General features: G+C 67.6%; 22 protein-coding genes and 1 pseudogene. 13 read left to right on the top strand and 10 right to left on the bottom strand.

Features of this window, described 5'->3' with window-relative positions; genetic code table 11:
• Positions 1 to 189: 189 nt before the first annotated feature.
• Genes NTM_RS10340 through NTM_RS10330 form a run of 3 tightly spaced genes read left to right on the top strand, consistent with a single transcriptional unit; the run spans position 190 to position 4,017 of the window.
• Positions 190 to 1,593 carry a tyrosine-protein kinase domain-containing protein gene (locus NTM_RS10340; protein WP_232079680.1) on the top strand — a complete coding sequence of 468 codons (1,404 nt, stop codon included), beginning with the start codon at positions 190 to 192 and terminating at the stop codon, positions 1,591 to 1,593.
• A 13-nt stretch (positions 1,594 to 1,606) separates the two neighbouring features.
• Positions 1,607 to 2,989, top strand: coding sequence for an O-antigen ligase family protein (locus tag NTM_RS10335; protein WP_232079679.1), 1,383 nt, complete (start codon positions 1,607 to 1,609; stop codon positions 2,987 to 2,989).
• Complete coding sequence (locus NTM_RS10330; protein WP_163766232.1) at positions 2,986 to 4,017, top strand: glycosyltransferase family 4 protein; 1,032 nt, start codon at positions 2,986 to 2,988, stop codon at positions 4,015 to 4,017. The genes NTM_RS10335 and NTM_RS10330 overlap by 4 nt, the downstream gene beginning before the upstream one ends.
• 15 nt (positions 4,018 to 4,032) lie before the next feature.
• Here the strand turns inward: NTM_RS10330 and NTM_RS10325 are convergent, their stop codons facing one another.
• The 3 genes from NTM_RS10325 to ipdE1 all read right to left on the bottom strand — a co-directional run bounded on the left by NTM_RS10325 (position 4,033) and on the right by ipdE1 (position 7,603).
• Positions 4,033 to 5,505: an oligosaccharide flippase family protein gene (locus tag NTM_RS10325; RefSeq protein ID WP_163766231.1), complete on the bottom strand. Its 1,473-nt coding sequence runs from the start codon at positions 5,503 to 5,505 to the stop codon at positions 4,033 to 4,035.
• 161 nt (positions 5,506 to 5,666) lie between these two features.
• Positions 5,667 to 6,458 (bottom strand): (5R,7aS)-5-hydroxy-7a-methyl-1-oxo-2,3,5,6,7,7a-hexahydro-1H-indene-carboxyl-CoA reductase, encoded by a 792-nt coding sequence (ipdF, locus tag NTM_RS10320; protein WP_163766230.1) that lies wholly within the window; start codon positions 6,456 to 6,458, stop codon positions 5,667 to 5,669.
• Positions 6,455 to 7,603 carry an acyl-CoA dehydrogenase IpdE1 gene (gene ipdE1, locus NTM_RS10315; protein WP_163766229.1) on the bottom strand — a complete coding sequence of 383 codons (1,149 nt, stop codon included), beginning with the start codon at positions 7,601 to 7,603 and terminating at the stop codon, positions 6,455 to 6,457. The genes ipdF and ipdE1 overlap by 4 nt, the downstream gene beginning before the upstream one ends.
• 60 nt (positions 7,604 to 7,663) lie before the next feature.
• Between ipdE1 and fadD3 the strand changes: the two genes are divergently transcribed.
• The 7 genes from fadD3 to NTM_RS10280 are packed head-to-tail and all read left to right on the top strand — an operon-like array spanning position 7,664 to position 15,858.
• A complete protein-coding gene (gene fadD3, locus NTM_RS10310; protein WP_104862532.1) occupies positions 7,664 to 9,193 on the top strand; it encodes a 3-((3aS,4S,7aS)-7a-methyl-1,5-dioxo-octahydro-1H-inden-4-yl)propanoate--CoA ligase FadD3 in 1,530 nt (509 codons plus the stop codon).
• A gap of 2 nt (positions 9,194 to 9,195) precedes the next feature.
• Positions 9,196 to 10,320 carry an acyl-CoA dehydrogenase family protein gene (locus tag NTM_RS10305; protein WP_163766228.1) on the top strand — a complete coding sequence of 375 codons (1,125 nt, stop codon included), beginning with the start codon at positions 9,196 to 9,198 and terminating at the stop codon, positions 10,318 to 10,320.
• A 6-nt stretch (positions 10,321 to 10,326) separates the two neighbouring features.
• A complete protein-coding gene (locus NTM_RS10300) occupies positions 10,327 to 11,298 on the top strand; it encodes an acyl-CoA dehydrogenase family protein (protein WP_163766227.1) in 972 nt (323 codons plus the stop codon).
• A complete protein-coding gene (gene ipdE2, locus NTM_RS10295; RefSeq protein WP_104862535.1) occupies positions 11,295 to 12,236 on the top strand; it encodes an acyl-CoA dehydrogenase IpdE2 in 942 nt (313 codons plus the stop codon). Before NTM_RS10300 ends, ipdE2 begins: the two co-directional genes overlap by 4 nt.
• Positions 12,237 to 12,246: 10 nt before the next feature.
• Positions 12,247 to 13,401, top strand: coding sequence for a pyridoxal phosphate-dependent aminotransferase (locus NTM_RS10290; RefSeq protein ID WP_104862536.1), 1,155 nt, complete (start codon positions 12,247 to 12,249; stop codon positions 13,399 to 13,401).
• Positions 13,389 to 14,555, top strand: coding sequence for an MFS transporter (locus NTM_RS10285; RefSeq protein ID WP_104862537.1), 1,167 nt, complete (start codon positions 13,389 to 13,391; stop codon positions 14,553 to 14,555). Before NTM_RS10290 ends, NTM_RS10285 begins: the two co-directional genes overlap by 13 nt.
• A 10-nt stretch (positions 14,556 to 14,565) precedes the next feature.
• Complete coding sequence (locus NTM_RS10280; protein ID WP_163766226.1) at positions 14,566 to 15,858, top strand: HNH endonuclease; 1,293 nt, start codon at positions 14,566 to 14,568, stop codon at positions 15,856 to 15,858.
• Here NTM_RS10280 and NTM_RS10275 read toward each other — a convergent pair.
• From NTM_RS10275 to xylA, 4 genes and pseudogenes are all read right to left on the bottom strand, one after another.
• Positions 15,855 to 17,156, bottom strand: a complete 1,302-nt coding sequence (locus NTM_RS10275) for a sugar ABC transporter permease (RefSeq protein ID WP_163766225.1) — start codon at positions 17,154 to 17,156, stop codon at positions 15,855 to 15,857. The genes NTM_RS10280 and NTM_RS10275 overlap by 4 nt on opposite strands.
• A gap of 14 nt (positions 17,157 to 17,170) precedes the next feature.
• Positions 17,171 to 17,956, bottom strand: a complete 786-nt coding sequence (locus NTM_RS10270) for an ATP-binding cassette domain-containing protein (RefSeq protein ID WP_104862540.1) — start codon at positions 17,954 to 17,956, stop codon at positions 17,171 to 17,173.
• A 4-nt stretch (positions 17,957 to 17,960) separates the two neighbouring features.
• Complete coding sequence (locus NTM_RS10265; protein ID WP_104862541.1) at positions 17,961 to 19,046, bottom strand: sugar ABC transporter substrate-binding protein; 1,086 nt, start codon at positions 19,044 to 19,046, stop codon at positions 17,961 to 17,963.
• A 118-nt stretch (positions 19,047 to 19,164) separates the two neighbouring features.
• Positions 19,165 to 20,387, bottom strand: a pseudogene (gene xylA, locus NTM_RS10260) (xylose isomerase).
• 151 nt (positions 20,388 to 20,538) lie between these two features.
• Between xylA and NTM_RS10255 the strand changes: the two are divergent.
• Together NTM_RS10255 and NTM_RS10250 are read left to right on the top strand one after the other, a co-directional pair.
• The gene (locus tag NTM_RS10255; protein WP_232079677.1) at positions 20,539 to 21,708 is read left to right on the top strand and encodes an ROK family protein; all 1,170 of its coding nucleotides are present in this window, start codon (positions 20,539 to 20,541) and stop codon (positions 21,706 to 21,708) included.
• A gap of 4 nt (positions 21,709 to 21,712) precedes the next feature.
• Positions 21,713 to 23,107, top strand: a complete 1,395-nt coding sequence (locus tag NTM_RS10250) for a xylulokinase (RefSeq protein ID WP_163766224.1) — start codon at positions 21,713 to 21,715, stop codon at positions 23,105 to 23,107.
• Positions 23,108 to 23,117: 10 nt separating this feature from the next.
• Here the strand turns inward: NTM_RS10250 and NTM_RS10245 are convergent, their stop codons facing one another.
• Positions 23,118 to 23,864: a 3-hydroxybutyrate dehydrogenase gene (locus NTM_RS10245; RefSeq protein WP_163766223.1), complete on the bottom strand. Its 747-nt coding sequence runs from the start codon at positions 23,862 to 23,864 to the stop codon at positions 23,118 to 23,120.
• Entirely contained in the window at positions 23,861 to 25,222 is a 1,362-nt protein-coding gene (locus NTM_RS10240) for an MFS transporter (protein WP_163766222.1), read from the bottom strand. Before NTM_RS10240 ends, NTM_RS10245 begins: the two co-directional genes overlap by 4 nt.
• Before the next feature lie 107 nt (positions 25,223 to 25,329).
• Here NTM_RS10240 and NTM_RS10235 point away from each other — a divergent pair, with 107 nt between their 5' ends.
• A complete protein-coding gene (locus NTM_RS10235; protein ID WP_179963915.1) occupies positions 25,330 to 26,241 on the top strand; it encodes a LysR family transcriptional regulator in 912 nt (303 codons plus the stop codon).
• Positions 26,242 to 26,278: 37 nt separating this feature from the next.
• On the opposite strand, the gene NTM_RS10230 is transcribed toward NTM_RS10235, so the two are convergent.
• Positions 26,279 to 26,839 (bottom strand): TetR/AcrR family transcriptional regulator, encoded by a 561-nt coding sequence (locus NTM_RS10230; RefSeq protein ID WP_163766221.1) that lies wholly within the window; start codon positions 26,837 to 26,839, stop codon positions 26,279 to 26,281.
• Positions 26,840 to 26,849 lie beyond the last annotated feature (10 nt).

The raw sequence follows: 26,849 nt of genomic DNA, 5'->3' as shown, positions 1-26,849 counted from the left end.
ATACCGGCGGACGTCGTAGGTTTACCCCCATTCATCTTGCCCCCGACCAGGCCGGGATCGTATGGTGGCACCTTTGCCGCCTCCTTGGCGGCGAGCTAATTCCTGGGATAGCGTGATGCGTCTTGACGTCCCGGTTACCGCCGCGTCGGCGTCAAGCGGGAAGAGAGCTCGAGCGGTGAAGGGTCGCAGTTGACTGTTCAGGATTCGTTACAGATCTTGCGCGACCGATGGAAGATCATCCTTGTCACAACGATTCTCGTCATGGCCGCGGCTCTCGTCTATTCACTCACCATCGCGCCCAGCTATCAGGCGTCTACGCGGTTGTTCGTATCGACCACGTCCGACGGAAACAACACCCAATCCAACGACGGCGGTCTTTTCGCTCAACGCCGAGTGTTGTCCTACGTGGAACTGCTGACCGGCGACGTCGTCGCTCAGCGCACCGTGGACACGCTCGGCCTCGATATGAGCGCGTCCGATCTCAAGCGGAAGATCGAAGCCACTGCGCCGACAGACACGGTGCTGATCGACGTCACCGTCACCGATACCTCGGCGACCAGAGCACGGGACATCGCCAACACGGTGTCCGACGAATTCGCCATAATGGCCGCCGGACTGGAGACGCCACAGCTGGGGGCGCAACCGAATGCACGGGTGATCGTCCAGCAACGTGCCGATGTGCCCGGTCTCTCCGCAATCCCGACTGCCAGGAACGCGGCTCTCGGAGCCGTCCTCGGCGTGATCCTCGGTGGTGTCCTTGCATTGATCCGAGGCCGCTCCGACCGCTCTGTGCGCAGCGCGAAGGACACGGAGAAGGCGACGGGTGTCGGCGTGCTCGCCGAGGTGCCGTCGGATCCACGGTTGCGGGAGAACCCGCTGTTGTCGTTCGAGTCGGACCATTCCGCGGCCGCGGACGCCTTTCGGGATCTGCGGGTCAACGTGAGGTTTCTGGAGGTGACCGCCGGTCCACGAGTGCTCGTCGTTGCGAGCGCCATGCCAGAGGAAGGCCGGACGACGGCTGCGATCAACCTTGCGTTTGCCCTTGCCGAAGCCGGCAACAGTGTGGCACTGGTCGACGGTGATCTGCGCCGCCCGAAGGTTGCTCGCTATCTCGCCCTGGAGGGGCAGGCCGGCCTCAGCACTGTCCTACGCGGAGACGCGTCCGTGCCGGAAGCGCTTCAGAAGACCCTCAGCCCGCGGTTGAAGGTACTCACCGCCGGTGCGATCCCACCGGGGCCCACCGAGCTTCTCGAATCACCGGCAACCACAGAGGTTTTGAGTGCGCTCGGCGCAGAATTCGATTATGTCGTCGTCGACACTCCCTCCCTCCTCAAACCGGACGCCGCGATTCTCGCCGCCTCTTCGCAGGGGATTCTGCTGGTGGCTCGCTACGGGCAGACGACACGTGATGAGCTCGCGGAAGCGGTCCGATCGGTCAAGCGTGGTGGAGCACCGCTGCTCGGAACGGTGTTGATGATGACCCCGCCGAAGAAGCCGCCGAAGCGCCACGGGTACTACGGCGACCTGAACGGCACCTACTCGGACCCCCGAGCGCAGGACGGGCCCGCTCGGCACGGTTCGCAGCGGAACTGACCATCGGCTGTTCATGGACGAAGACGATGTCCGGCCATCGGGGAGACGAGCCACGTTCGTGGCTTCTCGCCCGAGGTCGGCCGGCGCCGAATCCGACCCACCGACGCACCGGATAAATTCGGCCACAACGTTTCTACCGGCGCCCACCCGATTCTCGGACTTCACCGAAGTGGAGTACAAAGCGGGTGAGCGGGCACTCGCCGCCATCATATTCGCGGCCATCGGCCTCGTGATCATCCCGGAGGTGATCAACTACCTCCTCGTCAAACACGTCCCTGATCAGAGCATCGACAGGGCGTTGATCTCAGCCGAGACTCCGATCGCGGGCCTCGCGAGATGGGCGCTGTCAGGCGTGCTGCTCGCCGTGAGTTCGTTTGTCATCCTGATGCGTGGACACCCGAATCGCGACGTCACGTGGCTACTCGTGTTCCTGATGGCCCTGAACCTGCCGTATCTCATCGGGCCCGACCGCCCAGGCCCGGCTGACTTGATCAAGATCATGTTGGCCAACCTTGTCCTACTGGCGATCTGGCATACCGGTGCGCCGGTCGTTGCACTGAAGTGGATCCCGATCCTGGTCTCGGGCGTCGGAGCCTACTCGTTGATCGGCGGGCTGATCATCCCCGAGTACATGATGTACAACATCGTCTCGCGCAAATCCCTCGTGTTCGGGTGGGAGTTGGCCGGCCCGTTCGGTCAGAGCAACGCGCTCGGAATGTATTGCGCCGTAGCCTTTTCGTTGGTCCCGCTCATTGGGCAGAACCGATGGCGGGTCGTCTGCGCTTCGATTCTCCTGGCCACCATCGTGGCGTCGGCGTCGAGAACAGCGCTGGTCGCCGTCGCCGTCGTTGTTCTGTGGTGGCTCATCTGCCGTCTTCGATCGGTGATCTCGATCCGATTGGCAGGCACCGCGCTCGCGGGAACCGCGCTGGCCGCCGCGATGGTGATTCCACTTCTGCGCTGGAGTCCGGGCAGCTTCACCGAGCGCGCATTCATTTGGGCAGGAGGGCTGGAACTGTGGCGAGACGCCCCGGTGGTCGGTTCGGGCTATAACTGGTTTCTCCAACATGGGCAGGAACAGGCCGAGGTAGTTCTCTGGGCAGGCATGGGGACCGGACACAACATCCATATCGACACGTTGATCAAGTTCGGCTTGGCAGGTCTGGCCTTCCTGCTGCCGATATGGATCGGCGCGATCTACGTCACCGGCACGATGCGGGTCATCAACGAACAGATCGCGTTGTTCGGCTACCTCATCGCTTTTTTCGTGTTGGGGATGACGGAAGCCGTCTGGCACATGTGGCCCAACATTCAGCAGTTCCCCACCAGCGCCCTCATTTTCGCCACCGTGCTGATGGCACGAAACCGTGGCCGAGTATCCGGAGATGCGAATTGACCGGGTCAGCAGGCTCAGATCCACGGGTCCTGTACTCCGGCTTCCATTATCTGCACCACAACGCCGGCTCGGGGTACGACGCGGTGGTCGCCGACCCTGGTCATTATGTGAGCGGCGCACGGCTGCCCTACGCCGGCCGCCTCGAATCGACCAGGGCACGCCACCTGAACTTTCTGTTGCTGGATCTCCTGACGATCCTGCGGGGGCTGCGCCACGACACCGTGCACTACTTCTACCCAGAGGCCACGGCGTACCTATCGCCGTGGATTCTGCGACTTTTCGGGAAGCGGATCGTCTACACGGTGCATCTCGCCGACGACCAATGGCTGGGTCCGACGCGAAGCGTGCACCACCGGATCAAACAGTTCTCGCTACGGGCGGCGCATGCGATCGTCGTGCTCAGCAGCCAGCAACGCGGCGTCTTCGCCGAGGCGTTTCCCCACAAGCAGGTGAGCTTCGTGCCCCACGGATTCACCTTCTCCGACGCGGAACCACCGCTCGAACGGTTCGAGGCACGCACGCGCGGGCAGCGGCGGCTGGTCCTCGTAGGGTCCAATTACCGCGACTTCGACATGCTGGAAGACATTCTGGCGCAACGCGGTACCCGCAATGTGCGGATCGAGCTGATCGGCATGGACGACGCCGCCCGGGAGCGCTTCGCGCAGCAGCCAGGTGTGGTCTGCCACCCGCGGCTCACCGCAGAGAACTATGGCCGTGTGCTGCGGGAATCCTTCGCACTTCTGCTTCCGCTCACCTTCGCGACCGCCAACAACGCCTTACTGGAGGCGTACAACGCATATCTACCCGCCTTCTTGACCCGTATCGACGGCGTCACGGACTACGTGGTCGACGGCGACCGCTCACTGTTTTCGTCCCCGGAGGAGTTCTGGTCGAAGTACGACGGGCTGGCCGCGGCCAGCCCGTCGCAGCTCCGCGACTACTGCATCGAGGTGCACGACGCCGCACGAGACCGGTTTTCCTGGCCGAGGGTGCGCGACGAACTCGCCGAGGTGTATGGCGGCGGGTGAGCCGACATACGCCCGTCAGTTGGCCCGCTTACGCAACTTGCCGAAAATGCCGACGAATTCCCGCAGTTCGGTTCTGAACGCCGGAAGCGCGAGAAGCAGGCCGACGACCACCAGCGAGGATCCGGATGCCGCGAAAAGCGTCCAGATCGCACCCCAACCATCACGGGCAAGGACTTCACTCACCCCGACCCCTACACCGACTACGGGAACGAGGAAGGCCAGCCGCACCAAGGACGGGCGTAGGAACTCCATCGCCGGAAGACCCAGTTTGGGTAGGCCGATCGAGGTTGACACCAGCCAGTTCAGAACCAGGCTTGTCGCATACAGCGCAGCGATCCAGACAGCGCCTTCGGCGTTGAATACGAAATACAGCAGCGTGATCGGGATCCAGACCGAGGCTTCCAGTGACCACATCAACCCCAGGCGGCCCTTACGGGTGAACAGCCAGTAGTTCACGTATCCGAAGATCTGGAACACGCCGCCTACGGCGAGAACCTGCGCGAGCCGTCCTGATGCTCGCCAATCCGCCCCGAACATCACCTCGACGAGGTCTGCACCGCCCACGATGATGAGCACGAGAAACGGGAGCACCGCGTACGCCAAGGCGAGCTGCACCCGCTTCGCCGCGGCAACCAGTTTGGGTCCGTCTTCGACGTGCGCGAGGATCGGCACGACGACACGTGTCAGAGGCCCTGCCAATTGGACAAGGGGAAAGGCCACGAGTTGGAATGCACGCTGGTAAAGGCCCACGGCCGCAGCTCCGAGCGCCTGCCCGACCGCCGCGGGGGCGGCGTACACCGCCAGGTAGTTCGTCACGTCGAGACCCAGAGATGTCGCCCCCAGCGACACATGTTGCTTGACTCCGCGGAAACTCGGCCATGATCGCGGCACGTACCGCGACAGCGAAACCAGCACGAGGACCAGAACCACAGCAGCGACGCCCTGCTGAATAACCACGGCCCAATACCCAGCGCCGCGCAGCGCAGCCACGCATGCAGCAGCCAGCGCCGCTCCCTGGGCGATGGGATCCACGATCGCGAGCGCGGTGAACTTATGCGTTCGCGCCAACTCCGCCCGGAATTGCGGCGCCAGACCGGAGATGCAAACGAACGCCGCCAGCCACCGCGTGACCTCTTCGAGTCGAGGTTCGCCGTAGAACGCGGCAATCAGCGGTGCCGCAGCCCACACACAGCCGGCCGTCACGACAGCCAGGGCGGTGTTGATGTAGAACAGCGCGTCGCGGATCCTGGGTTCCAGGGCGGTCTCTCGCATGATGGCCAGGGACAGCCCGAAGTCGCTCAGCACCGATGTCACCCCGATGATCGCGGTGACCATGGCTACCAGACCGAAGTCGACCGGAGTGAGCAGCCGGGCCAACAGGATCAGGCCGACCAATTGGATCAGTGTGCGTAGGACCTGGCCGACGATGACGGCGGCTCCGCCACGAACAGCCGTCCCGTGCAGGGAACCGGCATCAGGGGAGGTCATGCGAAACCCAAACAGGGCATCGCGGCAACCGAAGTGGTCGGCGTACCCCGGCCCGCCGGCGCCCCTCTGGTCACCGCCCGATAGTAGCCCGGCCAGCTAACGGTCCTGCGCCGGTTCCGGCCGATGGAAACCGGTAGCCGCCCGACGGCGGCGAGGTAGCGTCAGGCCCGCTGGCTGGACACCGACACGACCTCGCCGGTCATGTAGCTGGAGTAGTCACTGGCCAGGAACGCGATGGTGGACGCGATCTCCCACGGCTCTGCGGCACGGCCGAACGCCTCGCCTTCGGCGAGTCGGTCCAGCAGCTCGGAGCTGCTGGTCTTCTCCAGGAACTTGTGCCGCGCGATACTCGGCGACACCGCGTTGACGCGTACCCCGTAGTCGACGGCTTCGATTGCGCTGCACCGCGTCAGGGCCATCACCCCGGCCTTGGCGGCGGCATAGTGCGACTGCGAGTGCTGTGCTCGCCAGCCGAGCACGCTGGCGTTGTTCACGATGACACCGCCGTGCGGCGCATCGCGGAAATAGCGCAGCGCGGCGCGCGTCGCCCGCATCACCGACGTCAGCGTCACGTTCAGGACGCGGTCCCATTCGTCGTCGGTCATGTCGATCACCGGCGTCTGCCCGCCGAGCCCGGCATTGTTGACCAGCACGTCCAACCGTCCGGCCTTCTCAACCGTGGCGGTGATCAGCGCGTCGACGGCCTCGGTGGACGTCACATCGCAGACCACCGCGTCGACCTTGCCCAGGCCGAGGGCCGCGAGTTCGTCACGCGTCTCCCCCAGCCGGCGTTCGTGGTAGTCGGACACGACGACGTCCGCGCCTTCGAGCAGTGCCCGCCGCGCTGTCGTCGACCCGATGCCGGTTCCCGCGGCGGCCGTCACCAGGACGACCTTGCCTGCGAGGAGGCCGTGCCCCGCGATCTCGGCAGGTGCTTTCGACAGATCCGTCATGGGCGGGCCTCCCTCGGCAGGCCGAGCACGCGCTCGGCGATGATGTTGCGCTGGATCTCGTTGGACCCGCCGTAGATGGTGTCAGAACGAGAGAACAGGTACAGGCGCTGCCATTCGCTGAACTCGCCGTCCGGCAGAGTGAGCCCGGCGGTCCCCAGGACGTCCATCGCGATCTCACCGAGTTCGCGATGCCAGTTGGCCCACAACAGTTTTGAAATGTTATCCATGCCGGGCTGCTCGACGTCCATCGTCGCCAGCGCATACGACCGCATCGCCTTGAGTCCGGCCCACGACCGGGTCAAGCGCTCGCGGATCAGCGGGTCGTCGGCGGCGCCGGTGCGCTTGGCCAGCTCGACAAGATTGGAATGCTCACGGGCATAACGAATCTGCTGCCCGAGCGTGGAGACACCCCGCTCGAAGGTCAGCGTCCCCATCGCGACCCGCCAGCCGTCACCGGGCTCGCCGACCACCAGGTCGGCGTCGGTGCGCGCGTTGTCGAAGAAGACCTCGTTGAACTCCGAGTCGCCGGTCAGCTGGATGATCGGGCGGATCTCCACCCCGGGCTGATCCAGCGGCACCAGGAGATAGGACAGCCCCGCGTGCCGCTTGGACCCCTTCTCCGTGCGGGCGACCACGAAGCACCACTGCGCCCAATGCGCCAGCGACGTCCACACCTTCTGCCCGTTGATGATCCACTGGTCACCCTCGAGGGTCGCGGTGGTCGACACGTTGGCCAGATCGCTACCCGCACCGGGTTCTGAGTAACCCTGCGACCACAACTCGGTCACGTCGAGGATCTTGGGCAGGAAGCGCTGCTGCTGCTCGGGGGTGCCGAACGCGATGAGCGTCGGCCCGAGCAGCTCCTCGCCGAGGTGGTTGACCTTGTCGGGCGCGTTCGCCTTGGCGTACTCCTCGTAGAACGCGACCCGGTGGGCGACCGACAGTCCGCGGCCGCCGTGCTCCTCGGGCCAGCCGAGACACGTCAGGCCCGCGGCGGCCAGGTGGCGGTTCCACGCCAGCCGCTCTTCGAACGCCTCGTGCTCGCGGCCGGGGCCACCCAGGCCCTTCAGCGCGGCGTACTCGCCGACCAGGTTTTCGGCGAGCCAATCACGGACCTCAGCCCTGAACTCCTGGACCTCTATCACCCCTGTAGGCTAACCTACCAAGCACTTGCTCGGGTACCCCGGATAGCTACAGGAGCTTCGATGACGACCTCCCCGAGGACCACTCCCGCGGTTCTCGAACGGATCGCGCGTGAGCTTCCCGACCACCCCGCGGTGGTGTCGCCTTCGCGCACGCTGACGTTCGCCGACCTGCGCGCGGAGGTCCGTCGGGCCGCCGCCGCGATGATCGATTTCGGCGTCGAACCCGGTGACCGGGTCGCGATCTGGTCGCCGAACACCTGGCACTGGGTCGTCGCGAGCCTGGCCATCCACCACGCCGGCGGTGTGCTCGTCCCGCTCAACACCCGCTACACCGCCAGCGAGGCCGAGGACATCCTGGCCCGCACCGCAGCGCCACTGCTGTTCGCGTCCGGCGAGTTCCTCGGCGCCGACAAGGCGGCCTCCGTCAACCGGGATGCCCTGCCCGCGCTGCGGCACATCGTGCGCATCCCGATCGACAACGACGACGGGACGTGGGACGACTTCGTCGGCGCCGGAACGGACCTGACCGCCGTCGACGCGCGTGCGGCAGCCGTCACCGCGGACGACGTATCCGACATCCTGTTCACCTCCGGCACCACCGGCCGCAGCAAGGGCGTGCGGTGTGCGCACCGGCAGTCGCTCGACGCCTCCGCGGCATGGGCCGCATGCGGACAGCTCACCAGTGACGACCGCTACCTGTGCATCAACCCGTTCTTCCACAATTTCGGCTACAAGGCGGGCATCTTGGCCTGTCTGCAGACCGGCGCGACGCTGTTCCCCGAGCTGACGTTCGACCCCGTGGCCACGATGCGCGCGGTGCAGGACCACCGCATCACGGTGCTCCCGGGTCCGCCGACGATCTATCAGACCCTGCTCGACCACCCCAAACGGGCCGAGTTCGACTTGAGTTCATTGCGTTTCGCGGTGACCGGAGCGGCCACCATCCCGGTCGTGCTGATCGAGCGCATGCAGAACGAGCTCGACATCGACATCGTGCTGACCGCCTACGGGCTGACCGAGGCTGCGGGTTTCGGCACGATGTGCCGTGCCGACGATGACGCGGTCACCGTCGCGACCACCTCGGGTCGCCCGATCGCCGATTTCGAACTGCGGATAGGAGAGTCCGGCGAGGTGCTGCTTCGCGGGCCGAACGTGATGCTCGGCTACCTCGACGATCCCGAGGCCACCGCGGCCGCGATCGACGACGAGGGCTGGCTGCACACCGGTGATGTCGGCGAGCTGGACTCCTCGGGCAACCTGAAGATCACCGACCGACTCAAGGACATGTACATCTGCGGCGGATTCAACGTCTATCCCGCCGAGATCGAGCAGGTCCTCGCACGTCTCGACGGCGTCGCCGAGGCGGCGGTCATTGGGGTTCCCGACGACCGCCTCGGCGAGGTCGGCAAGGCGTTCGTGGTCACCCTCGCGGGTGCCGAGCTCGACGAGAAGACCGTGATCGATTACACGCGAGAACATCTGGCGAACTTCAAGATCCCGCGGAGCGTCGAGTTCCTCGACGCGCTTCCGCGCAACCCCGGCGGCAAGGTGGTCAAGCCCGTCCTCCGCCAGCACAGTGAGAGGCCCTGAGCGTGGACCTGACCTTCGACGACGAAACCCTGGAATTCCAGGCCGAGGTCCGCGAGTTCCTCGCGGCGAACAAGGACTCCTTCCCGACGAAGTCCTACGACACGGCAGAGGGGTTCGAACAGCACCGGCGGTGGGACAAGATCCTGTTCGACGCCGGCCTGTCGGTGATCGCCTGGCCGAAGAAGTACGGCGGCCGCGACGCATCACTGCTGCAGTGGATCGTGTTCGAAGAGGAGTACTTCCGCGCCGGAGCACCCGGGCGGGCCAGCGCCAACGGCACCTCCATGCTGGCCCCGACGCTGTTCGCGCACGGCACCGACGAACAACTCGACCGGGTCCTGCCGAAGATGGCCAGCGGTGAGGAGATCTGGGCGCAGGCGTGGTCGGAGCCGGAGTCCGGCAGCGATCTGGCGTCGCTGCGGTCGACCGCGACCAGGACCGACGGCGGCTGGCTGCTCAACGGGCAGAAGATCTGGAGTTCGCGGGCGGTGTTCGGCGAGCGCGCGTTCGGGCTGTTCCGATCCGATCCGGAGGCGCAGCGCCACAAAGGCCTCACCTACTTCATGTTCGACCTGAAGGCCGAGGGCGTGACCGTCCGCCCGATCGCCCAACTCGGTGGCGACACCGGCTTCGGCGAGATCTTCCTCGATGACGTCTTCGTTCCCGACCACGACGTGATCGGCGGCGTGCACGACGGCTGGCGCGCGGCGATGAGCACCTCGAGCAATGAACGCGGCATGTCGCTGCGCAGCCCCGCCCGCTTCCTCGCGCCGGCGGAACGCCTTGTCGCGCAGTGGAAGCAGAATCCGGATCCGGCGTTCACCGATCGGGTCGCCGACGCGTGGATCAAGGCGCAGGCCTACCGGCTGCACACGTTCGGCACCGTCACCCGGGTCGCGGGCGGCGGTGAACTGGGTGCCGAGTCGTCGATCACCAAGGTGTTCTGGTCTGAACTCGACGTCGCGCTGCACCAGACCGCGCTGGATCTGCGGGCTGCGGACGGGGAGCTGATGGATTCGGTCACCGAGGGTCTGCTGTTCGCGCTCGGCGGCCCGATCTATGCCGGCACCAACGAGATCCAGCGCAACATCATCGCCGAGCGGCTTCTGGGCCTGCCCCGAAAGTAGACGAACGTGAACTTTGAAATCGACGAACAGCAGCGGGATTTCGCTGCCAGCATCGACGCTGCCCTGGCTGCCGCCGATGTCCCCACTGCCGTCCGGGCATGGGGTGAGGGTGACACCGCGCCCGGCCGGAAGGTGTGGTCGCAGCTGGCCGACCTGGGGGTCACCGCGCTGATGGTCCCGGAGGAGTACGACGGCATCGAGGCACATCCGGTCGACCTGGTCGTCGCGCTGGAGCGGCTGGGCCGGTGGAACGTGCCCGGTCCGGTTGCCGAATCGATCGCGGTGGCACCGGTTCTGCTCGGCGGTCACGAAAACGGGGCCGAGCGCAGTGCCGCGCTGGCATCCGGGGAGCTGATCGCGACCGTCGCGGCCCCGCCCCTGGTCCCGCGCGCCGTCGACGCGGACACCGCGGGCCTGATCCTGCTCGCGGCGGACGGTACCGTCGCCGACGCCGACAAGGGCGCCCAGCACGAATCGGTGGATCCGGCGCGGAAACTGTTCGAGGTCAGCGCCTCCGGGGACACCCGTGCCGCCGACGTCGAGCGCGCCTTCGAGTTCGGCGCGTTGGCGACCGCGGCGCTGCTCGTAGGCGCGGCGCAGGCCATGCTGGACGCATCGGTCGAGTACGCCAAGCAGCGCAGCCAGTTCGGCACGATCATCGGCACCTATCAGGCGATCAAGCACAAGCTCGCCGACGTCCTGATCGCCGTCGAATTGGCCCGGCCGCTGGTGTACGGGGCAGCGCTGTCACTGGCCGACGGTTCGGCGGACACCGAGCGCGACGTGAGCGCGGCCAAGGTCGCCGCGGCCGATGCCGCACTGCTGGCTGCCAGGTCGTCGCTGCAGACCCATGGCGCAATCGGGTTCACGCAGGAACACGATCTATCGCTGCTGCTGTTGCGGGTGCAGGCGCTTCGTCCGGCATGGGGCGATCCGACCTGGCACCGGCGCCGACTTCTGGAGGCATTGACCAAGTGAGTGAAGAACGGGACCTGTTGCGCGACACCGTCGCCGCGCTGGTCGACAAGCACGCGTCCTCGGAGGCGGTCCGTGCCGCGGCGGCCTCGGATCGGGGGTATGACGAAGCGCTGTGGACGATGCTGTGCGAGCAGGTCGGCGCCGCGGCGCTGGTGATCCCCGAGGAACTCGGCGGCGCCGGCGGCGAACTGGCCGATGCCGCGGTGGTGCTCGAAGAGCTGGGCAAGGCCCTGGTGCCGACGCCGTTGCTGGGCACGACGCTGGCCGAGTTGGCGCTGCTGTCCGTGCCGGAGCCAGACGCCGAGTTGCTCGAGGGCCTGGCCGAAGGCAGCGCGATCGGCACCGTGGTGTTCGACCCCGGCTACGTGATCAACGGTGATGTCGCCGACGTGGTCATCGCCGCCGACGGCGAGACGCTGACCCGCTGGACGTCGTTCACCGCGACACCCGCGGTGGCGATGGACATCACGCGTCGTCTGGCCGCCCTCGACGCGGGCGAGACGGCACCGCTGGGCGCGGATCCCGGACTGGCCGATCTGGCGGCGATTCTGCTGGCCGCCGAACAGATCGGCGCCGCGTCGAAGTGCCTCGACCTGACGGTGCAGTACACCAAGGACCGGGTGCAGTTCGGCAGGCCGATCGGCAGCTTCCAGGCGCTCAAGCACCGGATGTCGGACCTGTACGTTGCGGTGCAGTCGGCGAAGGCCGTCGTCGACGAGGCCGTGGCGGATCCTTCGCCGACGTCGGCGGCGCTGGCCCGGCTGGCGGCCAGTGAGGCGTTCTCCAAGGTGGCCGCCGAGGCGGTGCAGATGCACGGCGGTATCGCGATCACCTGGGAAAGTGACATCCAGCTGTACTTCAAGCGCGCTCACGGCAGCGCCCAGTTGCTGGGGGCCCCACGCGAACAGCTCCGCAACCTCGAATCCGAGGTGTTCTAGCCTGGGAAGGGTGACCCCCTCTCTGCGCTCGGGTATTCCACCGTTCTATGTGATGGACGTGTGGCTGGCCGCAGCCGAGCGTGCGCGCAGCCACGGCGATCTCGTCAACCTGTCGGCGGGTCAGCCCAGCGCAGGCGCTCCGACGGCGGTCCGGAACGCGGCGATCGCGGCGATACAGCGCGACAATCTCGGCTATTCGGTCGCGCTCGGACTTCCCGAACTGCGGGAGGCCATCGCGGGCACATATCAGGACCGGCACGGCGTGGTCGTGTCCCCCGAGGACGTGGTCATCACGACCGGGTCCTCTGGCGGATTCCTGTTGGCATTCCTGGCCTGCTTCGACCCCGGTGACCGAGTCGCGATCGCGAGCCCCGGTTACCCGTGCTACCGCAACATCCTGTCGGCGCTCGGATGCGAGGTGGTCGAGCTGCCGTGCGGGCCCGAGACCCGCTTCCAGCCGACGCTGCACATGCTCACCGAGCTGGATCCCCCGGTGAAAGGCGTGATCGTCGCGAGCCCGGCCAACCCGACCGGCACCGTGATCCCGCCCGAGGAGCTCTCCGCGATCGCCGGCTGGTGCGAGGCGACCGGAGTGCGGCTGATCAGCGACGAGGTGTATCACGGTCTCGTCTACCCCGGCGCGCCGGCGACCAGCTGCGCGTGGGAGACGTCGCGCGAATCGATTGTCGTGAACAGCTTTTCGAAGTACTTCGCGATGACGGGCTGGCGGCTGGGCTGGCTGCTGGTGCCCGACGAACTCAAGCGCGCCGTGGACCGGCTGACCGGCAATTTCACGATCTGCCCGCCGGTGTTACCGCAGCTGGCCGCGGTGGCCGCGTTCACCCCCGAGTCGATCGCCGAGGCGGAGTCGCTACTCGACGGCTACGCGATGAACAGGTCGCTGCTTCTGGACGGTCTGCGCGCGATCGGTATCGACCGGTTGGCTCCGACCGACGGCGCGTTCTACGTGTACGCCGACGTCTCTCACCTGACCACCGACTCGTTGTCGTTCTGCTCGAAGTTGCTGGCCGACACCGGTGTTGCGATCGCGCCAGGGGTCGACTTCGACACCGTGCGCGGCGGCGCATTCGTGCGGCTGTCGTTCGCCGGACCTTCGTCGGACATCGAGGAGGCCCTGCGCCGGATCGGCGCGTGGCTGCGCTGAGTCCGTCGGCGCAGCGGGCACCGCTGCTGGCGGCGGGGTTCACCACCGCGTTCGGCGCCCACGCCGTGGCGGGCACGCTGGGCACCACGACGAGCGGAACCGCCACGTCCCTATTGACCCTCGGGGCGCTGCTGGCGATCTACGACGGCGCGGAGGTGGTCCTCAAGCCGGTGTTCGGCACGCTGGCCGACAGGGTCGGCGCTCGCAGCGTATTGCTCGGCGGCTTACTGGTTTTCGGGATCGCCTCGCTGGCCTACGCCGTGGCCGACGACTCGGCGTTGCTGTGGGCGGGCCGGTTCGGCCAGGGCGTCGGGGCGGCGGCGTTCTCCCCCGCCGCGTCGGCACTGGTGGCGCGCCTGACCCCAGCGTCAGCCCAAGGCCGCGCGTTCGGGACATACGGCTCGTACAAGTCGGTCGGGTACACGCTGGGGCCTCTGCTGGGCGGTGCGATCGTGACACTGGGCGGCCTGCGACTGTTGTTCGCGGTGATGGCCGCCCTGGCGGCAGCGGTCGTGGTCTGGGCGGTGGTCAGCGTCCCCAACCTGCCCACGGTGGCGCGGCAACGTGCCACGTTGGTGGACACCCTGCGGCGATTCGGCGAATCCTCCTTCGTGACGCCGACACTCGCGCTGGCGGCGGCGACGGCCGCACTGTCGGCAGGCGTCGGGTTCCTGCCGGTGCTCGGCACCCAGGCGGACCTGTCTCCCGTCGTCACCGGCGCCGTGGTGTCTGTACTGGCGTTGACCACCGCCCTCGTGCAGCCCGTGGCGGGCCGTGCCGCCGATGCCGGCCGGGTGGCGCTCACGGCGGGACTCATGACGGGAGTCCTCGTGACCGGACTGGGCCTGGCCCTCGCGGTGATACCCGGGCTGGTGGGACTGCTCGCCGCGGCGGTCGTGATCGGGCTGGGCTGCGGGCTGATCACGCCACTGGCGTTCACGATGCTGGCCCGGTCCACCCCTGAGGAACGGCTGGGACAGACCATGGGCGCCGCCGAGGTGGGGCGCGAATGCGGTGACGCGGCAGGGCCGCTGGCCGTCGGATCGATCGCTGCCGCCTCGTCGGTGCCGTTCGGCTTCCTCGGTCTGGCCGCGGTGGTGGCCATCTCGGGTGCCGCGCTGGCTGTGACCCGACTTGTCGGCAGGCGGGTGTAGCGTCGATGACATGTTCGAACACCAGTTCGATATCGACCCGGATGCTTCGCAGTCGCAACTGCGGGAAATCGTCGAGCGCTGTGAACGGCTGAAGTCTGCCGCAGCTGCGGCACAGGCACGCGCCTCAGCGTTGTGGGCGGAGAAACGCGCGGCGGCCGAGACCGTTGCGGGGGTCCCCATACGGCGGCGCGGCAAGGGGCTGGGCACAGAGATCGCGCTCGCTCGCCGGGATGCGCCGAACTGCGGCGGTCAGCACCTCGGGTTTGCGAACGCGCTGGTGCACGAGATGCCGCGCACCCTGGCCGCGCTGGAACGCGGAGAGCTCTCGGAGTGGCGCGCCACGCTGATCGTGCGCGAATCCGCCTGCCTGAGCGCCGCACACCGGCGCCAGCTCGACGCCGAATTGTGCGATGAGGCGGACGGTTTCGACGGTTGGGGGAACACGCGGGTGGAAGCGGCCGCCAAGCGGATAGCCGCCAGGCTGGACGCCGCCGCGGTCGTCGAGCGCTCCGCGAAGGCCGAAGAGGACCGCTGCGTGACGACGCGTCCGGCACCCAATTGCATGGTCTACCTGACCGTCCTGATGCCCGTCGCGCAGGGGGTCGGGATGTACGCGGCGCTCAAGCGCGCCGCGGACACGACGTTCGACGGCCGGACCCGGGGCCAGGTGATGGCCGACACCGCTTACGAGAGGGTGACCGGCGCGAGCGTCGCGGTTCCCGCATCGGTGAACCTGAACCTGGTGATGGCCGATACCACGCTGGCCGGCGATGATTCCGAACCGGCATGGTTGGACGGTTACGGGCCGGTGCCCGGCGGGTTCGCCTGCAAACTGACCGGCGATGCGGTGGCCGACAAGGACGCCAAGGCCGCGCTGCGCAGGCTCTACCGCCATCCGGACAGCGGACAACTGGTGGCGATGGAGTCGCGAGCGCGAACCTTCCCGAAGGCTCTGGCCAGGTTCATCGGGGTGCGGGATCGCACCTGCCGCATACCGTATTGCAACGCGCCGATCCGCCACCTCGACCACGCGACCCCGGACCGGAGCGGAGGCCTGACGAGGGCGGCCAACGGCCTCGGGCTGTGCGAGGCATGTAACTACGCCAAGGAAGCGCCCGGTTGGTCAGTGTCCGCCGGCACCGAAAATGGTTCGCATATCGCCGAATTCGTGACTCCGACCGGAGCGGCGTACCGTTCGACCGCCCCGCCGCTGCCCGGCAGACCCGTACGACAGAAGGTCAGCCTGATGGAGGGCAGGTTCAGTGTCGACCTGGTCACCTTCGAGGGATACGACGCGGCCTAGGCGAGCCCGGTGGAGGAACGGCGCCTGCGGGAGATCGCGTCCACGCTCGCGGCCAACAGCAACACCCCGCCGGTGACGAGGAAGTTGATGTACGACGACTGGTTCAGCAGCCCCAGCCCGTTGGCGATGGTCGCGACGACGACGCCGCCGATCACCGCGTCGAGCGCACGGCCCTTCCCGCCGAACAGGCTGGTACCGCCGATGACCGCGGCGCCGACGGCGTACAACAGCACGTTGCCCGCCCCGGAGGAGGCCGACACCTTGCCGGCGTACGACGCGGCGATGATGCCGCTCAGCGCCGCCAGCGACGACGACACGACGAACACCGACACCCTGATGCGGTCGACGGAGATGCCGGCGCGGCGCGCCGCTTCGGCGTTTCCGCCGACGGCGTAGATGTGGCGGCCGTACGCGGTGCGTTTGAGCACGACGGTCAACACGATCAGCAGCACCAGGATCAACGGCAGCACGTAGGGGATGCCGCGAATTTCGACCGCGCGGTTGACGCTGCGGTTCACACTGAGCACGTAGGTGACCCCGAGGACCACCACCGCGACCGCGGACACCCTGGCGACCACGACACCCAGCGGCGAGTTCGACAGCCGCAGCACCTGCTTGCGGCGATAGGTGTAGAACTCCAGCGCCGCGAATCCGACGACCACGACCAACGCGAGCGTCCATCCCGCCGTGACGGGCAGATTGCTGATCGTCAGACCCCGGATCACCGGATCGTCGACGCGCACCGAGCCGCCCTCGCCGATGAGCTTGAGCGTGACCCCTTGCAACCCGAGGAAGAACGCCAAAGTCACGACGAACGACGGGATTCCGAGCTTCGCGCGCAGCAGACCGATCGTCAGACCGATCAGCGCGCCGATCGCGACACCCATCACCATCGCCGCCCACCACGGCCAGCCGAGGTTCACGACCGTCAGCGCCATCGCACAGGCGGCCACCCCGCCCGCGACACCGGCGGACAGGTCGATGTCGCCGAGCAGCAGCACGAACACCAGGCCCATCGCGAGCACACAGATCGATCCCGCCTGGGTGATCAGGTTCGCCAGGTTCAGCGCCGACAGGAAGCGGTCGTTGGCGAGCCCGAACACCACGAACAGCACGACCAGTCCGAGGACGGCCGGCAGCGATCCCATGTCTCCGCCCCGAACCCGCCCGAAATAGGCCCTGACCGCGTCACCGAACGTCTGCCCGGTGACCGCGTCGACCGCGAAATCGGAGTCAGCGACCGTGATTTCGGGTCGACTGCCTGCCGTCTTTGTCTCCGTGCTCGCTTTGGAGGCCATCTCGCTCTTTCTACTCACATCGATTCGGCGGCCTGCGCCGGCGCGAGGCCGAGGCTGCCGGAACGGCCTGCGGTGATCAGTTCGACCACCTGTGCGTGGGTGACCTCGGACGCCTTGACCTCCGCCGCCACCCGGCCGAGGTACAGCGCACAGATGCGGTCGGCCACCTCGAACACGTCTGCCATGTTGTGCGAGATCAGCACCACGCCGAGGCCCTGCCCGGCGAGCCTGCGCACCAACTCGATCACCTGCCGCGTCTGCGCGACGCCGAGCGCCGCCGTCGGCTCGTCGAGCAACACGACCTTGGAGTTCCACAGCACCGACTTCGCGATCGCCACGGTCTGGCGCTGGCCACCGGAAAGGCTCGACACCGGCTGTCGTACCGACTTGACGGTGCGCACCGATAGCGACGTCAGCGCGTCCCTTGCCATGGTCTCCATCTGCGCCTCGTCGAGGATGCCCCTGGTCTTGAGTTCCCGGCCCAGGAACATGTTCTCGACGATGTCGAGGTTGTCGCAGAGCGCCAGATCCTGGTAGACGACCTCGACTCCCAGCGCCGAGACGTCGTTCGGGCTACGCACCGTCACCGGCCGGCCCTCGAACAGGTAGCTGCCGGTGTCGATCGGATGGATCCCCGCGATCGCCTTGACCAACGTGGACTTTCCCGCCCCGTTGTCTCCGACCAGCGCAGTCACCTGGCCCGGGTAGACGGCGAAGTCCACGTCATGGAGCACATGGACCACGCCGAAACTCTTGTTGACGCCCCGCAATTCGAGAATCGGCTCCACCTCGACGGCCATGCGGTCACATACCCGCCGCGGAGCACATCTGGGCGAACTGTCCCGCACACACCTCGTCCTTATTCTGACCGCCGTCGTCGAACACCACGTTGATGTTGTCCTTCGTGATGGATTTCGGCGTCAGCAGCACCGACGGCACGTCGCGGTTGCCGGTGTCGTCGCGGGAGGTGGCCGTCGTCTGCGGCTCCTCGCCGTTGGCGAGCGCGATCGCGACGTCGGCGAGCGCGCCGGCCTCCTCGGTGGCCGACTTGTACACCGTCATGCACTGGGTGCCGGCCAGAATGTTCTGCAGCCCTTCAACGGTCGCGTCCTGACCGGTCACCGGCACCTGCCCGGCCCGCTTGTTCTTCTCCAGGATGGAGATGACCGAACCCGCGAGGCCGTCGTTGGCCGCGTACACGCCGTCGACACGACCGTCTGCGGCGGTGTAGAGCTGCTCGAAGATCGTCACGGCCTGGTCATTGTCCCAGTCCGGGACCGCCTGCTCGCCGACGATCGTGATCGACGGTGTCGCGTCGACCACCGAATGTGCGCCGCCGCTGAACAGCGTGGCGTTGTTGTCGGTCGGAGAGCCGTTGAGGAACACCACGTTCGCGGGCCGGCCGCCCAGGCAGTCAACCAGGCCCTGGCCCTGCAGCTCACCGACGACGGTGTTGTCGAACGACACGTAGACATCGGCGGAGCCGCCCAGGGTCAGGCGGTCGTAGTCGATGGTCTTGACGCCCTGGGACGCGGCCTTCTGTTGGATCGACGCGCCGCTGTCGGAGTCGAGGTTGACGATCGCGAGCACCGTGACACCGTCGGCGATCATCGCATCGGCGATGGTCGTCATCGTGTCGGCAGATCCCTCCGCGTTCTGGATCGTGTACTCCACCCCGGCGTTCTTGAACGCCTCTTCGAGTGCGGGCCGGTCCTTGGTCTCCCAGCGCACCGACGACTTGGTGTCGGGCAGGATCACGCCGACCTTGCCGGCACCGCCACCGGCGCCTGCGCCGTCGGCCGACTGCGAATCCGAGTTCGAGCCGCACGCTGTCAGCGCCATGCTGACCCCGACGACCGTGGTGACGAGCAGAGTGCTGGTTCGCTTCACGAAGATTCCTCCGAACGGTTCAGGTGGGTCATGGACTTTTGTTTGGCGGTATCACATATAGCGTGATGCACGTCACTTCGCAGCAGGATCGGCACTTCGGCGGCCGAGCGGGTGTGCCTCACCGGGCCCCCATCAGGTGTTCGATGGCGAGCTGGTTCAGCGCGACGAAGTTGCACCCGCGACCACCGAAGTACGCGCCCGTGTCGAACTGTTCGTAGGCCGTCGGGTCGGCGAGCAGGTCCGCATACGTCTCACCGTCGCCGAGTGTGGGCTGGCGCAGTTCGGCCACCTTCGCCGCGGCCAAGACCTCCCGGACCTCGGGATCCGCGCGGAACGCGGCGGCGCGCTTGCGCAACAGCAGGTACATCCGCATGTTGGCCGCCGCCGACGCCCAGACACCGCCGGAATCTTCGGTGCGACTGGGCTTGTAGTCGAAGTGGCGGGCCCGTCGTAGGCCGGCCCGCCGTCGGGCCCGCCGTTCTCCAGCAGGTCCACCAGCGCGAACGCGTTGGCCAGGTCGCCGTGCCCGAAGACAAGATCCTGGTCGAACTTGATTCCGCGCTGACCGTTGAGGTCGATGTGGAAGAGCTTTCTGCTGTAGAGCGCCTGGGCGATGCCGTGCACGAAGTTCAGGCCCGCCATCTGCTCGTGACCGGTTTCCGGGTTGACGCCGACCATCTCCGGATGCTCGAGCGTCTCGATGAAGGCCAGCGCATGCCCGACAGTCGGCAGCAGGATGTCGCCGCGCGGTTCGTTCGGCTTCGGTTCGATCGCGAACCTGATCTCGATGCCCTGGTCGATCACATACTGGCACAACAGGTTCAGTGCCTCGCGGTACCGCTCCAGGGCCGCCTGGACATCCTTGGCGGTGTCGTACTCGGAGCCTTCCCGGCCGCCCCACATCACGAACGTCTGAGCGCCGAGCTCGGCGGCGAGGTCGAGGTTGCGCAACACCTTCCGCAGCGCGAATCGCCGCACACCGCGATCGTTGTTGGTGAACCCGCCGTCCTTGAAGACCGGCTGGGTGAACAGGTTCGTGGTCACCATCGGCACCACCAGCCCGGTTCGGTCCAGCGATCCCCGCAGCCGGTCGATCGCCTGGCGGCGCTGCGCATCGCTGCTGCCGAACGCGAACAGGTCGTCGTCGTGGAAGGTCAACCCGTACGCACCGAGTTCGGCCAGCCGTTCCACCGCCTCGACGGTGTCGAGTGCGGGCCGGGTCGCGACGCCGAACGGGTCCACGCCGGGCCAGCCCACCGTCCAGAGGCCGAACGAGAACCTGTCGGAGGGTCGGGGTGTCAGGTCGTCCGCTGCGGACACAGCGGAGTCCAGGACCGTCATCGAGGGCTCCTCGGGGATCATGGCCGGAAAGTGCGGGCCATCTGCTCAGAGATATGCTTTTGTTCTCGCAGCGAACATAAGATGTGTCCTGTGACACTGTCAAGGCCACGGCGTGACGGTGGTCGTGAGAACTGAGGGGGACCAAGTGCCGGTGAACCAGACCGAGCACCGCCGGGCGACGCGCGCCGGGGCGACCGACGGTGTGCGGCGACGCAACCTGTCGACAGTGCTGACGCTCGTGCACCGCCATCGGGCGCTGAGCCGTTCGGAGTTGACACGCAGCACAGGGCTGTCCCGGTCGACCACGAAAGATCTGGTCGAGGAGTTGGGCGCGCGCGGCCTGGTCGAGGAGTCCCCGGCCACGTCGGCCACTCAGGTGGGACGGCCCAGCCCGATCGTGCGCCCGGCCCACCGGGTCCTGGCGATCGCCGTGACCCCCGAGGTCGACGCCGTCACGGTGGGACTGGTCGCGATGGGCGGCACCGTCATCGATGTCGTGCGCCGGCCGACCGAGCGGATACCCACCGCGGCGGACACCGTGACCATCGCGGCCGAGGCGATCGCCGACATCCGGGGCAAGCTGACCGACGAGCAACAGGTCACCGCCGTCGGCGTCGCCGTCCCCGGGTTGGTACACGGCCCCGAGTCGTCGGTGCAGCTGGCGCCGAACCTGGACTGGCACGACGTCGAGATCGGTCAGATGCTCAGTGCCGCAACCGGTTTGCCGGTATACGCGGCCAACGACGCCAACGTGGGCGCGATCGCCGAGCATCTGTTCGGCAACCACCACAACGCCGATCACATGATCTATGTGAACGGCGGACCGAGCGGTATCGGCGCGGGATTCGTCGTCGCCGGGGAACTCCTCGAAGGTGTGGCCGGCTATGCGGGCGAACTGGGCCACACCTACGTCGGCGGCCGCGAGCAGTGCCACTGCGGCAGCATGGGATGCCTGGAGACCGAGGTGCGGCAGGCGCCGCTGGCGCGGCTGTTGTCCGAGATCGACAGCGACACCGGCACGGATCCGTTCGCCCACACCCACGCCGAACGTGACGTGCTCGCCCGGCAGGCACGGTCGCTGGCGATCGCGCTCGGCAACGCGATCAACATGCTCAACCCGGGCCTGATCGTGCTGGGCGGTTTCCTGCGGGTGTTCCCCGCCGTGGCCGCGACGGTCCTGCACGACGAACTCACCCGCCGCAGCATGGGCGCGCCCCGCGACCTCGTCCGGGTCGTGCCCGCCACGCTCGGCGCAGACACCCTCGTCATCGGTGCGGCCGAACTGGCCTTCGCACCGGTGCTCAGCGATCCAGGAAGATGACCCTATGACCCTCGTAGCCGGAATCGACTCATCGACCCAGTCCTGCAAGGTGTTGATCTGTGACGCCGACACCGGCCAGATCGTGCGCTCGGGTTCCGCACCGCACCCCGCGGGCACGGAGGTCGACGCCCGCCATTGGTGGGCCGCGCTGCAACACGCCGCCGAGCAGGCGGGGGGTTTGGACGACGTGTCCGCGGTGTCGGTCGGCGCCCAGCAGCACGGCATGGTGTGCCTGGACTCCTCGGGAGAATTGGTGCGGGATGTGTTGCTGTGGAACGACACCCGGTCCAGCGGGGCCGCCGATCAGCTGACCGCCGAGCTCGGCGGTCCCGGCGCCTGGGCCGACCGCACCGGCGTCGTTCCGGTCGCGGCCGTCACGGCCACCAAACTGCGCTGGTTGGCCGACCACGAACCCGACCGCGCGGATGCGACCGCGGCGGTCTGTCTCCCTCACGACTGGCTGACCTGGCGGCTGGGCGGCGGCACCGACGTCACCGCGATCTGCACCGATCGCAGTGACGCCAGCGGAACCGGGTACTTCTCCGCCGAGACCGACCGCTACCAACCGGATCTGCTCGAGTTGGCCTTCCGCGGAAGAGATCCGGCACTGCCCCGGGTGCTCGGGCCGCGCGATACCGCCGGCGAGACCCCGCACGGCGCCGTACTGGGCCCGGGCGCCGGCGACAACGCCGCGGCGGCCCTCGGGCTCTCGGCCGGGAGGGGCGACTGTGTGGTGTCGCTGGGCACCTCCGGGGTGGTCAGCGCGGTCGGCGAGGTGGCCCCGCATGACCCGGAGGGCATCGTGGCCGGCTTCGCCGACGCGACAGGCCGCCAACTTCCCCTGGTGTGCACGCTCAACGGCGCTCCGGTGCTCGCCGCGGTCGCCGCGATGCTCAAGGTCGACTTCGACGAGTTCGACCGGCTCGCCCTGTCGGCACCCGCAGGCGCGGAAGGCCTGGTCCTGGTGCCGTACTTCGAGGGGGAACGGTCACCGAACCTGCCTCACGCGGCCGGCGCGCTGCACGGTGTCACGACACGAAACCTCGACCCGGCCAACATCGCCCGAGCGGCGGTGGAGGGCCTGCTCAGCTCGATGGTGTACTGCACCGACAAGATCGGCGAACAGGGTGTCGACGCCGCCCGGATCATCCTTGTCGGCGGAGGTGCGCGCTCGGAGGCGGTACGACGGATCGCCCCGGCGCTCTTCGGCAGCCCGGTCGACGTGCCGGCGCCCGCGGAGTACGTCGCGCTCGGCGCCGCCCGTCAGGCGGCCTGGGTGCTCTCCGGCCGGGACGCCCCACCCGAGTGGTCGATCGGGGATACCACCCGCTACGACGCAGACACGACACCGCAGGTCCTCGAGCAGTACCGTGCCGCACGGGATCTGACGCTGCGGTGACGCGCGCACGTCAGCGCGCGCTCCACCCGCCGTCCATCGTGTACGAGGCACCGGTGACCATCCCGGCCGCGGGCGATGCCAGCCAGGTGACCAACGAGCCGACCTCGTCGGGCTCGACGAGCCGTTTGACCGCGCTCTCCTTCAGCAGGATGTCGGAGATCACCTGATCCTCCGGAATGCCGTGGGTCCTGGCCTGATCGGCGATCTGTTTGGTCACCAGCGGGGTGCGGACGTATCCGGGATTGATGCAGTTGCTCGTGACGCCGTGTGGACCACCCTCGAGCGCGGTCACTTTCGACAGCCCTTCCAGCGCGTGCTTGGCGGTCACGTAGGCGACCTTGTACGGCGAGGCCCGCAGGCCGTGGATGGACGAGATGTTGATGACGCGGCCGAATTCGTTGCGGTACATGTAGGGCAGCGCCGCACGGACGAGCAGGAACGGCGCCTCCACCATCAGCGCGAGCATCGACCGGAACTTCTCCGGCGGGAACGCCGCGATCTCGTCGATGCTCTGGATGCCCGCGTTGTTGACCAGGATGTCGGCGTCCAGCTGCAGGTTCTCCAGCTCGGCGACGTCGAGAAGGTCGAGCGTCCACGGCTTTCCGCCGATCTCCCGCGCCACGGTTTGCGCGCCCGACCCGTCGATGTCGGCGACGGTGACCTCGACTCCCTGCCCGGCCAGCGCCCGCGCGCAGGCCGCGCCGATCCCGCTCGCACCGCCGGTCACCAGCGCGGTGCGTCCCGCCAGTGCACTCATACCGCCCCGGCACGCTGCAACTGCGCGCGGTCGGCGGCGTCGAGCTCATGCAGGTCGATCCCGTTGGTCTCGCGCGTGAACCAGGCCGCGACCAACGTGATCAGCGACGCCCCTGCCAAGTAGACCGCGATCGGCACCCAGGTGCCGAATTTGTCGAGCAGCCAGGTGGCGATGGCCGGGGCCAACGATCCGGCGACGATCGAGGTGACCTGATACCCCAGGGACACACCGGAATACCGCATCCGGGTCGGGAACATCTCGGCCATGATCGCCGGCTGCGGCGCATACATCAGGGCGTGGATCATCAGACCGAGGATGACCGCGGCCATGATCGCGAGGTAGCTGCCGGTGTTCATCATCGGGAACGCGAAGAAGCCCCAGACGCCCGCGAGCACGGCCCCGGCGATGTACACCGGGCGGCGGCCGTACCGGTCGGCCAGCCGCCCCACCTGCGGCACCACCACGAAGTGCACCGCATGTGCGGCGAGCAGCCACCAGAGGATGTCGCCGGTGTCGGCACCCACGTGGGTCTTGAGGTAGACGATCGAGAAGGTGACCACCAGGTAGTACATGATGTTCTCGGCGAATCGCAGGCCCATCGCGGTGAAAACACCTCGGGGATAACGCTTCAGCACCTCGGCGACGCCGTAGGACACCGCCTTGGCGCGCTCGACCTCCTCTTGGGCCGCAACGAAGATCGGGGCGTCGGTCACCTTGGTGCGGATGTAGTAGCCGATCAGCACCACCACCGCCGACAGCCAGAACGCCACACGCCAGCCCCAGGACAGAAACGCCTCATCGGACAGCAGCCCGGTCAGGACCAGCAGCACGACGGTGGCGAGCATGTTGCCGACCGGGACCGCGGCCTGCGGCCAGCTGGCCCAGAACGCCCGCTGCTTGTTCGGGCTGTGCTCGGCGACCAGAAGGACGGCCCCGCCCCATTCGCCGCCGACCGCGAAGCCCTGCGCGAAGCGCAACAGCACGAGCAGGATCGGGGCCCACACGCCGATCTGGTTGTAGGTCGGCAGACATCCCATCAGGAACGTCACGACACCGACCAACAGGATGGCGAACTGCAGCAGCTTCTTGCGACCGTACTTGTCGCCGAAGTGCCCGAACACGATCCCGCCCAGCGGCCGGGCCACGAAGCCGACGGCGTACGTCAGCAGCGCTGCGATCAAACCGGCGGCCTCGCTGGTGCCCTCGGCGAAGAACACCTTCTTGAACACGAGCGTTGCCGCGGTCGCGTACAGGAAGAACTCGTACCACTCGACGACCGTGCCGGCCATCGATGCGACCACCACCCGCTTGAGTCCGGTCGAGATTGAACCGGGCCCCGCGTCCTGTTGCGCGCTCATCGCCCACCCTTCCTTGTGATGCCCACCACAAACTCGGGTGAGTATTCACGCAGCTACCCGCTCGGGCAATAACCAAAACCGCAGGATGTGTCTGCGAAAATGCAGATGTGACATCCTCGGCTCGTCGTCTCAGTGCAGATGACCTGCTGGTTCTGCTGGCCGTCGGCCGAACCGGCAAATACACCACCGCGGCCGAGGAGCTCGGCCTCAACCACACCACGATCAGCCGGCGCATCGCGGCGCTGGAGGAGGCGATGGGCGGGCGGGTGCTGGCCCGTGTCGCCGGCGGCTGGGAACTGACCGACCTCGGCCGCGGTGCCCTCACCGCCGCCGAGACCGTCGAGACCGCCGTGCGGTCCCTGGCCGCCGATCCGGCCGGACAACGGGCCCTCGACGGCGTTGTCCGGATCTCCGCCACCGACGGTTTCTCGGCGTATATCGCCGCACCGGCGGCGGCCGCCGTGCAGCGGATGCATCCGAAGGTGGCCGTCGAGATCGTGGCGACCACCCGCAGGGCCACCCAGCAGCGCTCCGGCCTGGACGTCGAAGTCGTGGTCGGTGAGCCCCGGGTGCGCCGCGCCAAGGCTCTCCGGCTGTGTGACTACCGCCTGGGCCTGTACGCCTCCCGGGACTACCTCGACGAGCACGGCGCCCCGGCCGACGTCGCCGATCTACAGCGGTTTCCGCTCGTGTACTTCATCGACTCGATGCTGCAGGTCGACGACCTCGACCTCGCCGCGAGCTTCGCGCCTGCCATGCGCGAATCGGTGACCTCGACGAATGTGTTCGTCCACGTCGAGGCCACTCGGGCATCAGCCGGGATCGGGCTGCTGCCCTGCTTCATGGCCGACCGCCATCGCGATCTCGTTCGGATACTGGCGCAACAGGTTTCGGCACAGTTGAGCTACTGGTTGGTGGCCCGCGCCGAGGCGCTGCGCCGCCCGGAGGTGGCGGCGGTCGTCGACGCGATCCGCGAGCGGGTCCGCGATCAACAGGACGTGTTGCTGGGCCTGCGCTAGCGAGTTATCCACAGGGGTTATCCACAGTGTGGATGAATTACAGCTGTGTAAGTCCGCCGAGTAGGAGGCGGCCGGCGTCGGCGACCACCCTGTCCCTGCCGCCCGGATGGTCGGCCACGATCAGGTGGTTCCCGACCAGCAGTGAGAAGGCCAGCATCGCGCGGGCCTCGACCTCGGCGGTGTCGTCCCACAGCGCGGAGAGCAGTTCGCGCAGGTAGTCCATGCGGCGGTTGTCGACGCGGCGCAGCCGATCGGCCACCTCGGGATCCCGTCGCGCCCAGCTGCGGACCGCGAGATCCACCGGGAGCAGTTCGGCCGAGAACGTCAGAGTCCCGGCTCGGCGGACCTTGCTGCGCGCGTCGCCGCCTTCGGCCTCGACCCGCGCCAGGACCTCGTCGATGCTGCGCTGCTCCCAGGTGTCGAGCATCGCGGTGATCAACTCCGTCCTGCTCGCGAACTGCCGATAGAACCCTCCGCGGGTCACACCGAGGCGTTGCGCGAGGACCTCCACGCGCACGGCATCGGGTCCGTCGGCGGCCAGCAGCGCCAGACCCGCGTCGATCCAGGACTGTCGGGGCGTACGGATCGGCGGCGGCATCTGGTCAGAA

The sequence above is a fragment of the Mycolicibacterium parafortuitum genome (assembly GCF_010725485.1).
Lineage (GTDB): Bacteria > Actinomycetota > Actinomycetes > Mycobacteriales > Mycobacteriaceae > Mycobacterium.
This window is presented reverse-complemented; position numbering and strand designations above follow the sequence as displayed.

Bases quoted from the DNA above. Each gene is read 5' to 3' on its own strand.
- NTM_RS10240 (WP_163766222.1), bottom strand. From the start codon at position 25,222: ATGAGCGCGCAACAGGACGCGGGGCCCGGTTCAATCTCGACCGGACTC.
- ipdF (WP_163766230.1), bottom strand. From the start codon at position 6,458: ATGACGGATCTGTCGAAAGCACCTGCCGAGATCGCGGGGCACGGCCTC.
- NTM_RS10325 (WP_163766231.1), bottom strand. From the start codon at position 5,505: ATGACCTCCCCTGATGCCGGTTCCCTGCACGGGACGGCTGTTCGTGGC.
- NTM_RS10230 (WP_163766221.1), bottom strand. From the start codon at position 26,839: ATGCCGCCGCCGATCCGTACGCCCCGACAGTCCTGGATCGACGCGGGT.
- NTM_RS10335 (WP_232079679.1), top strand. From the start codon at position 1,607: ATGGACGAAGACGATGTCCGGCCATCGGGGAGACGAGCCACGTTCGTG.
- NTM_RS10275 (WP_163766225.1), bottom strand. From the start codon at position 17,156: ATGGCCTCCAAAGCGAGCACGGAGACAAAGACGGCAGGCAGTCGACCC.
- NTM_RS10280 (WP_163766226.1), top strand. From the start codon at position 14,566: ATGTTCGAACACCAGTTCGATATCGACCCGGATGCTTCGCAGTCGCAA.
- NTM_RS10250 (WP_163766224.1), top strand. From the start codon at position 21,713: ATGACCCTCGTAGCCGGAATCGACTCATCGACCCAGTCCTGCAAGGTG.
- fadD3 (WP_104862532.1), top strand. From the start codon at position 7,664: ATGACGACCTCCCCGAGGACCACTCCCGCGGTTCTCGAACGGATCGCG.
- NTM_RS10245 (WP_163766223.1), bottom strand. From the start codon at position 23,864: ATGAGTGCACTGGCGGGACGCACCGCGCTGGTGACCGGCGGTGCGAGC.
- NTM_RS10270 (WP_104862540.1), bottom strand. From the start codon at position 17,956: ATGGCCGTCGAGGTGGAGCCGATTCTCGAATTGCGGGGCGTCAACAAG.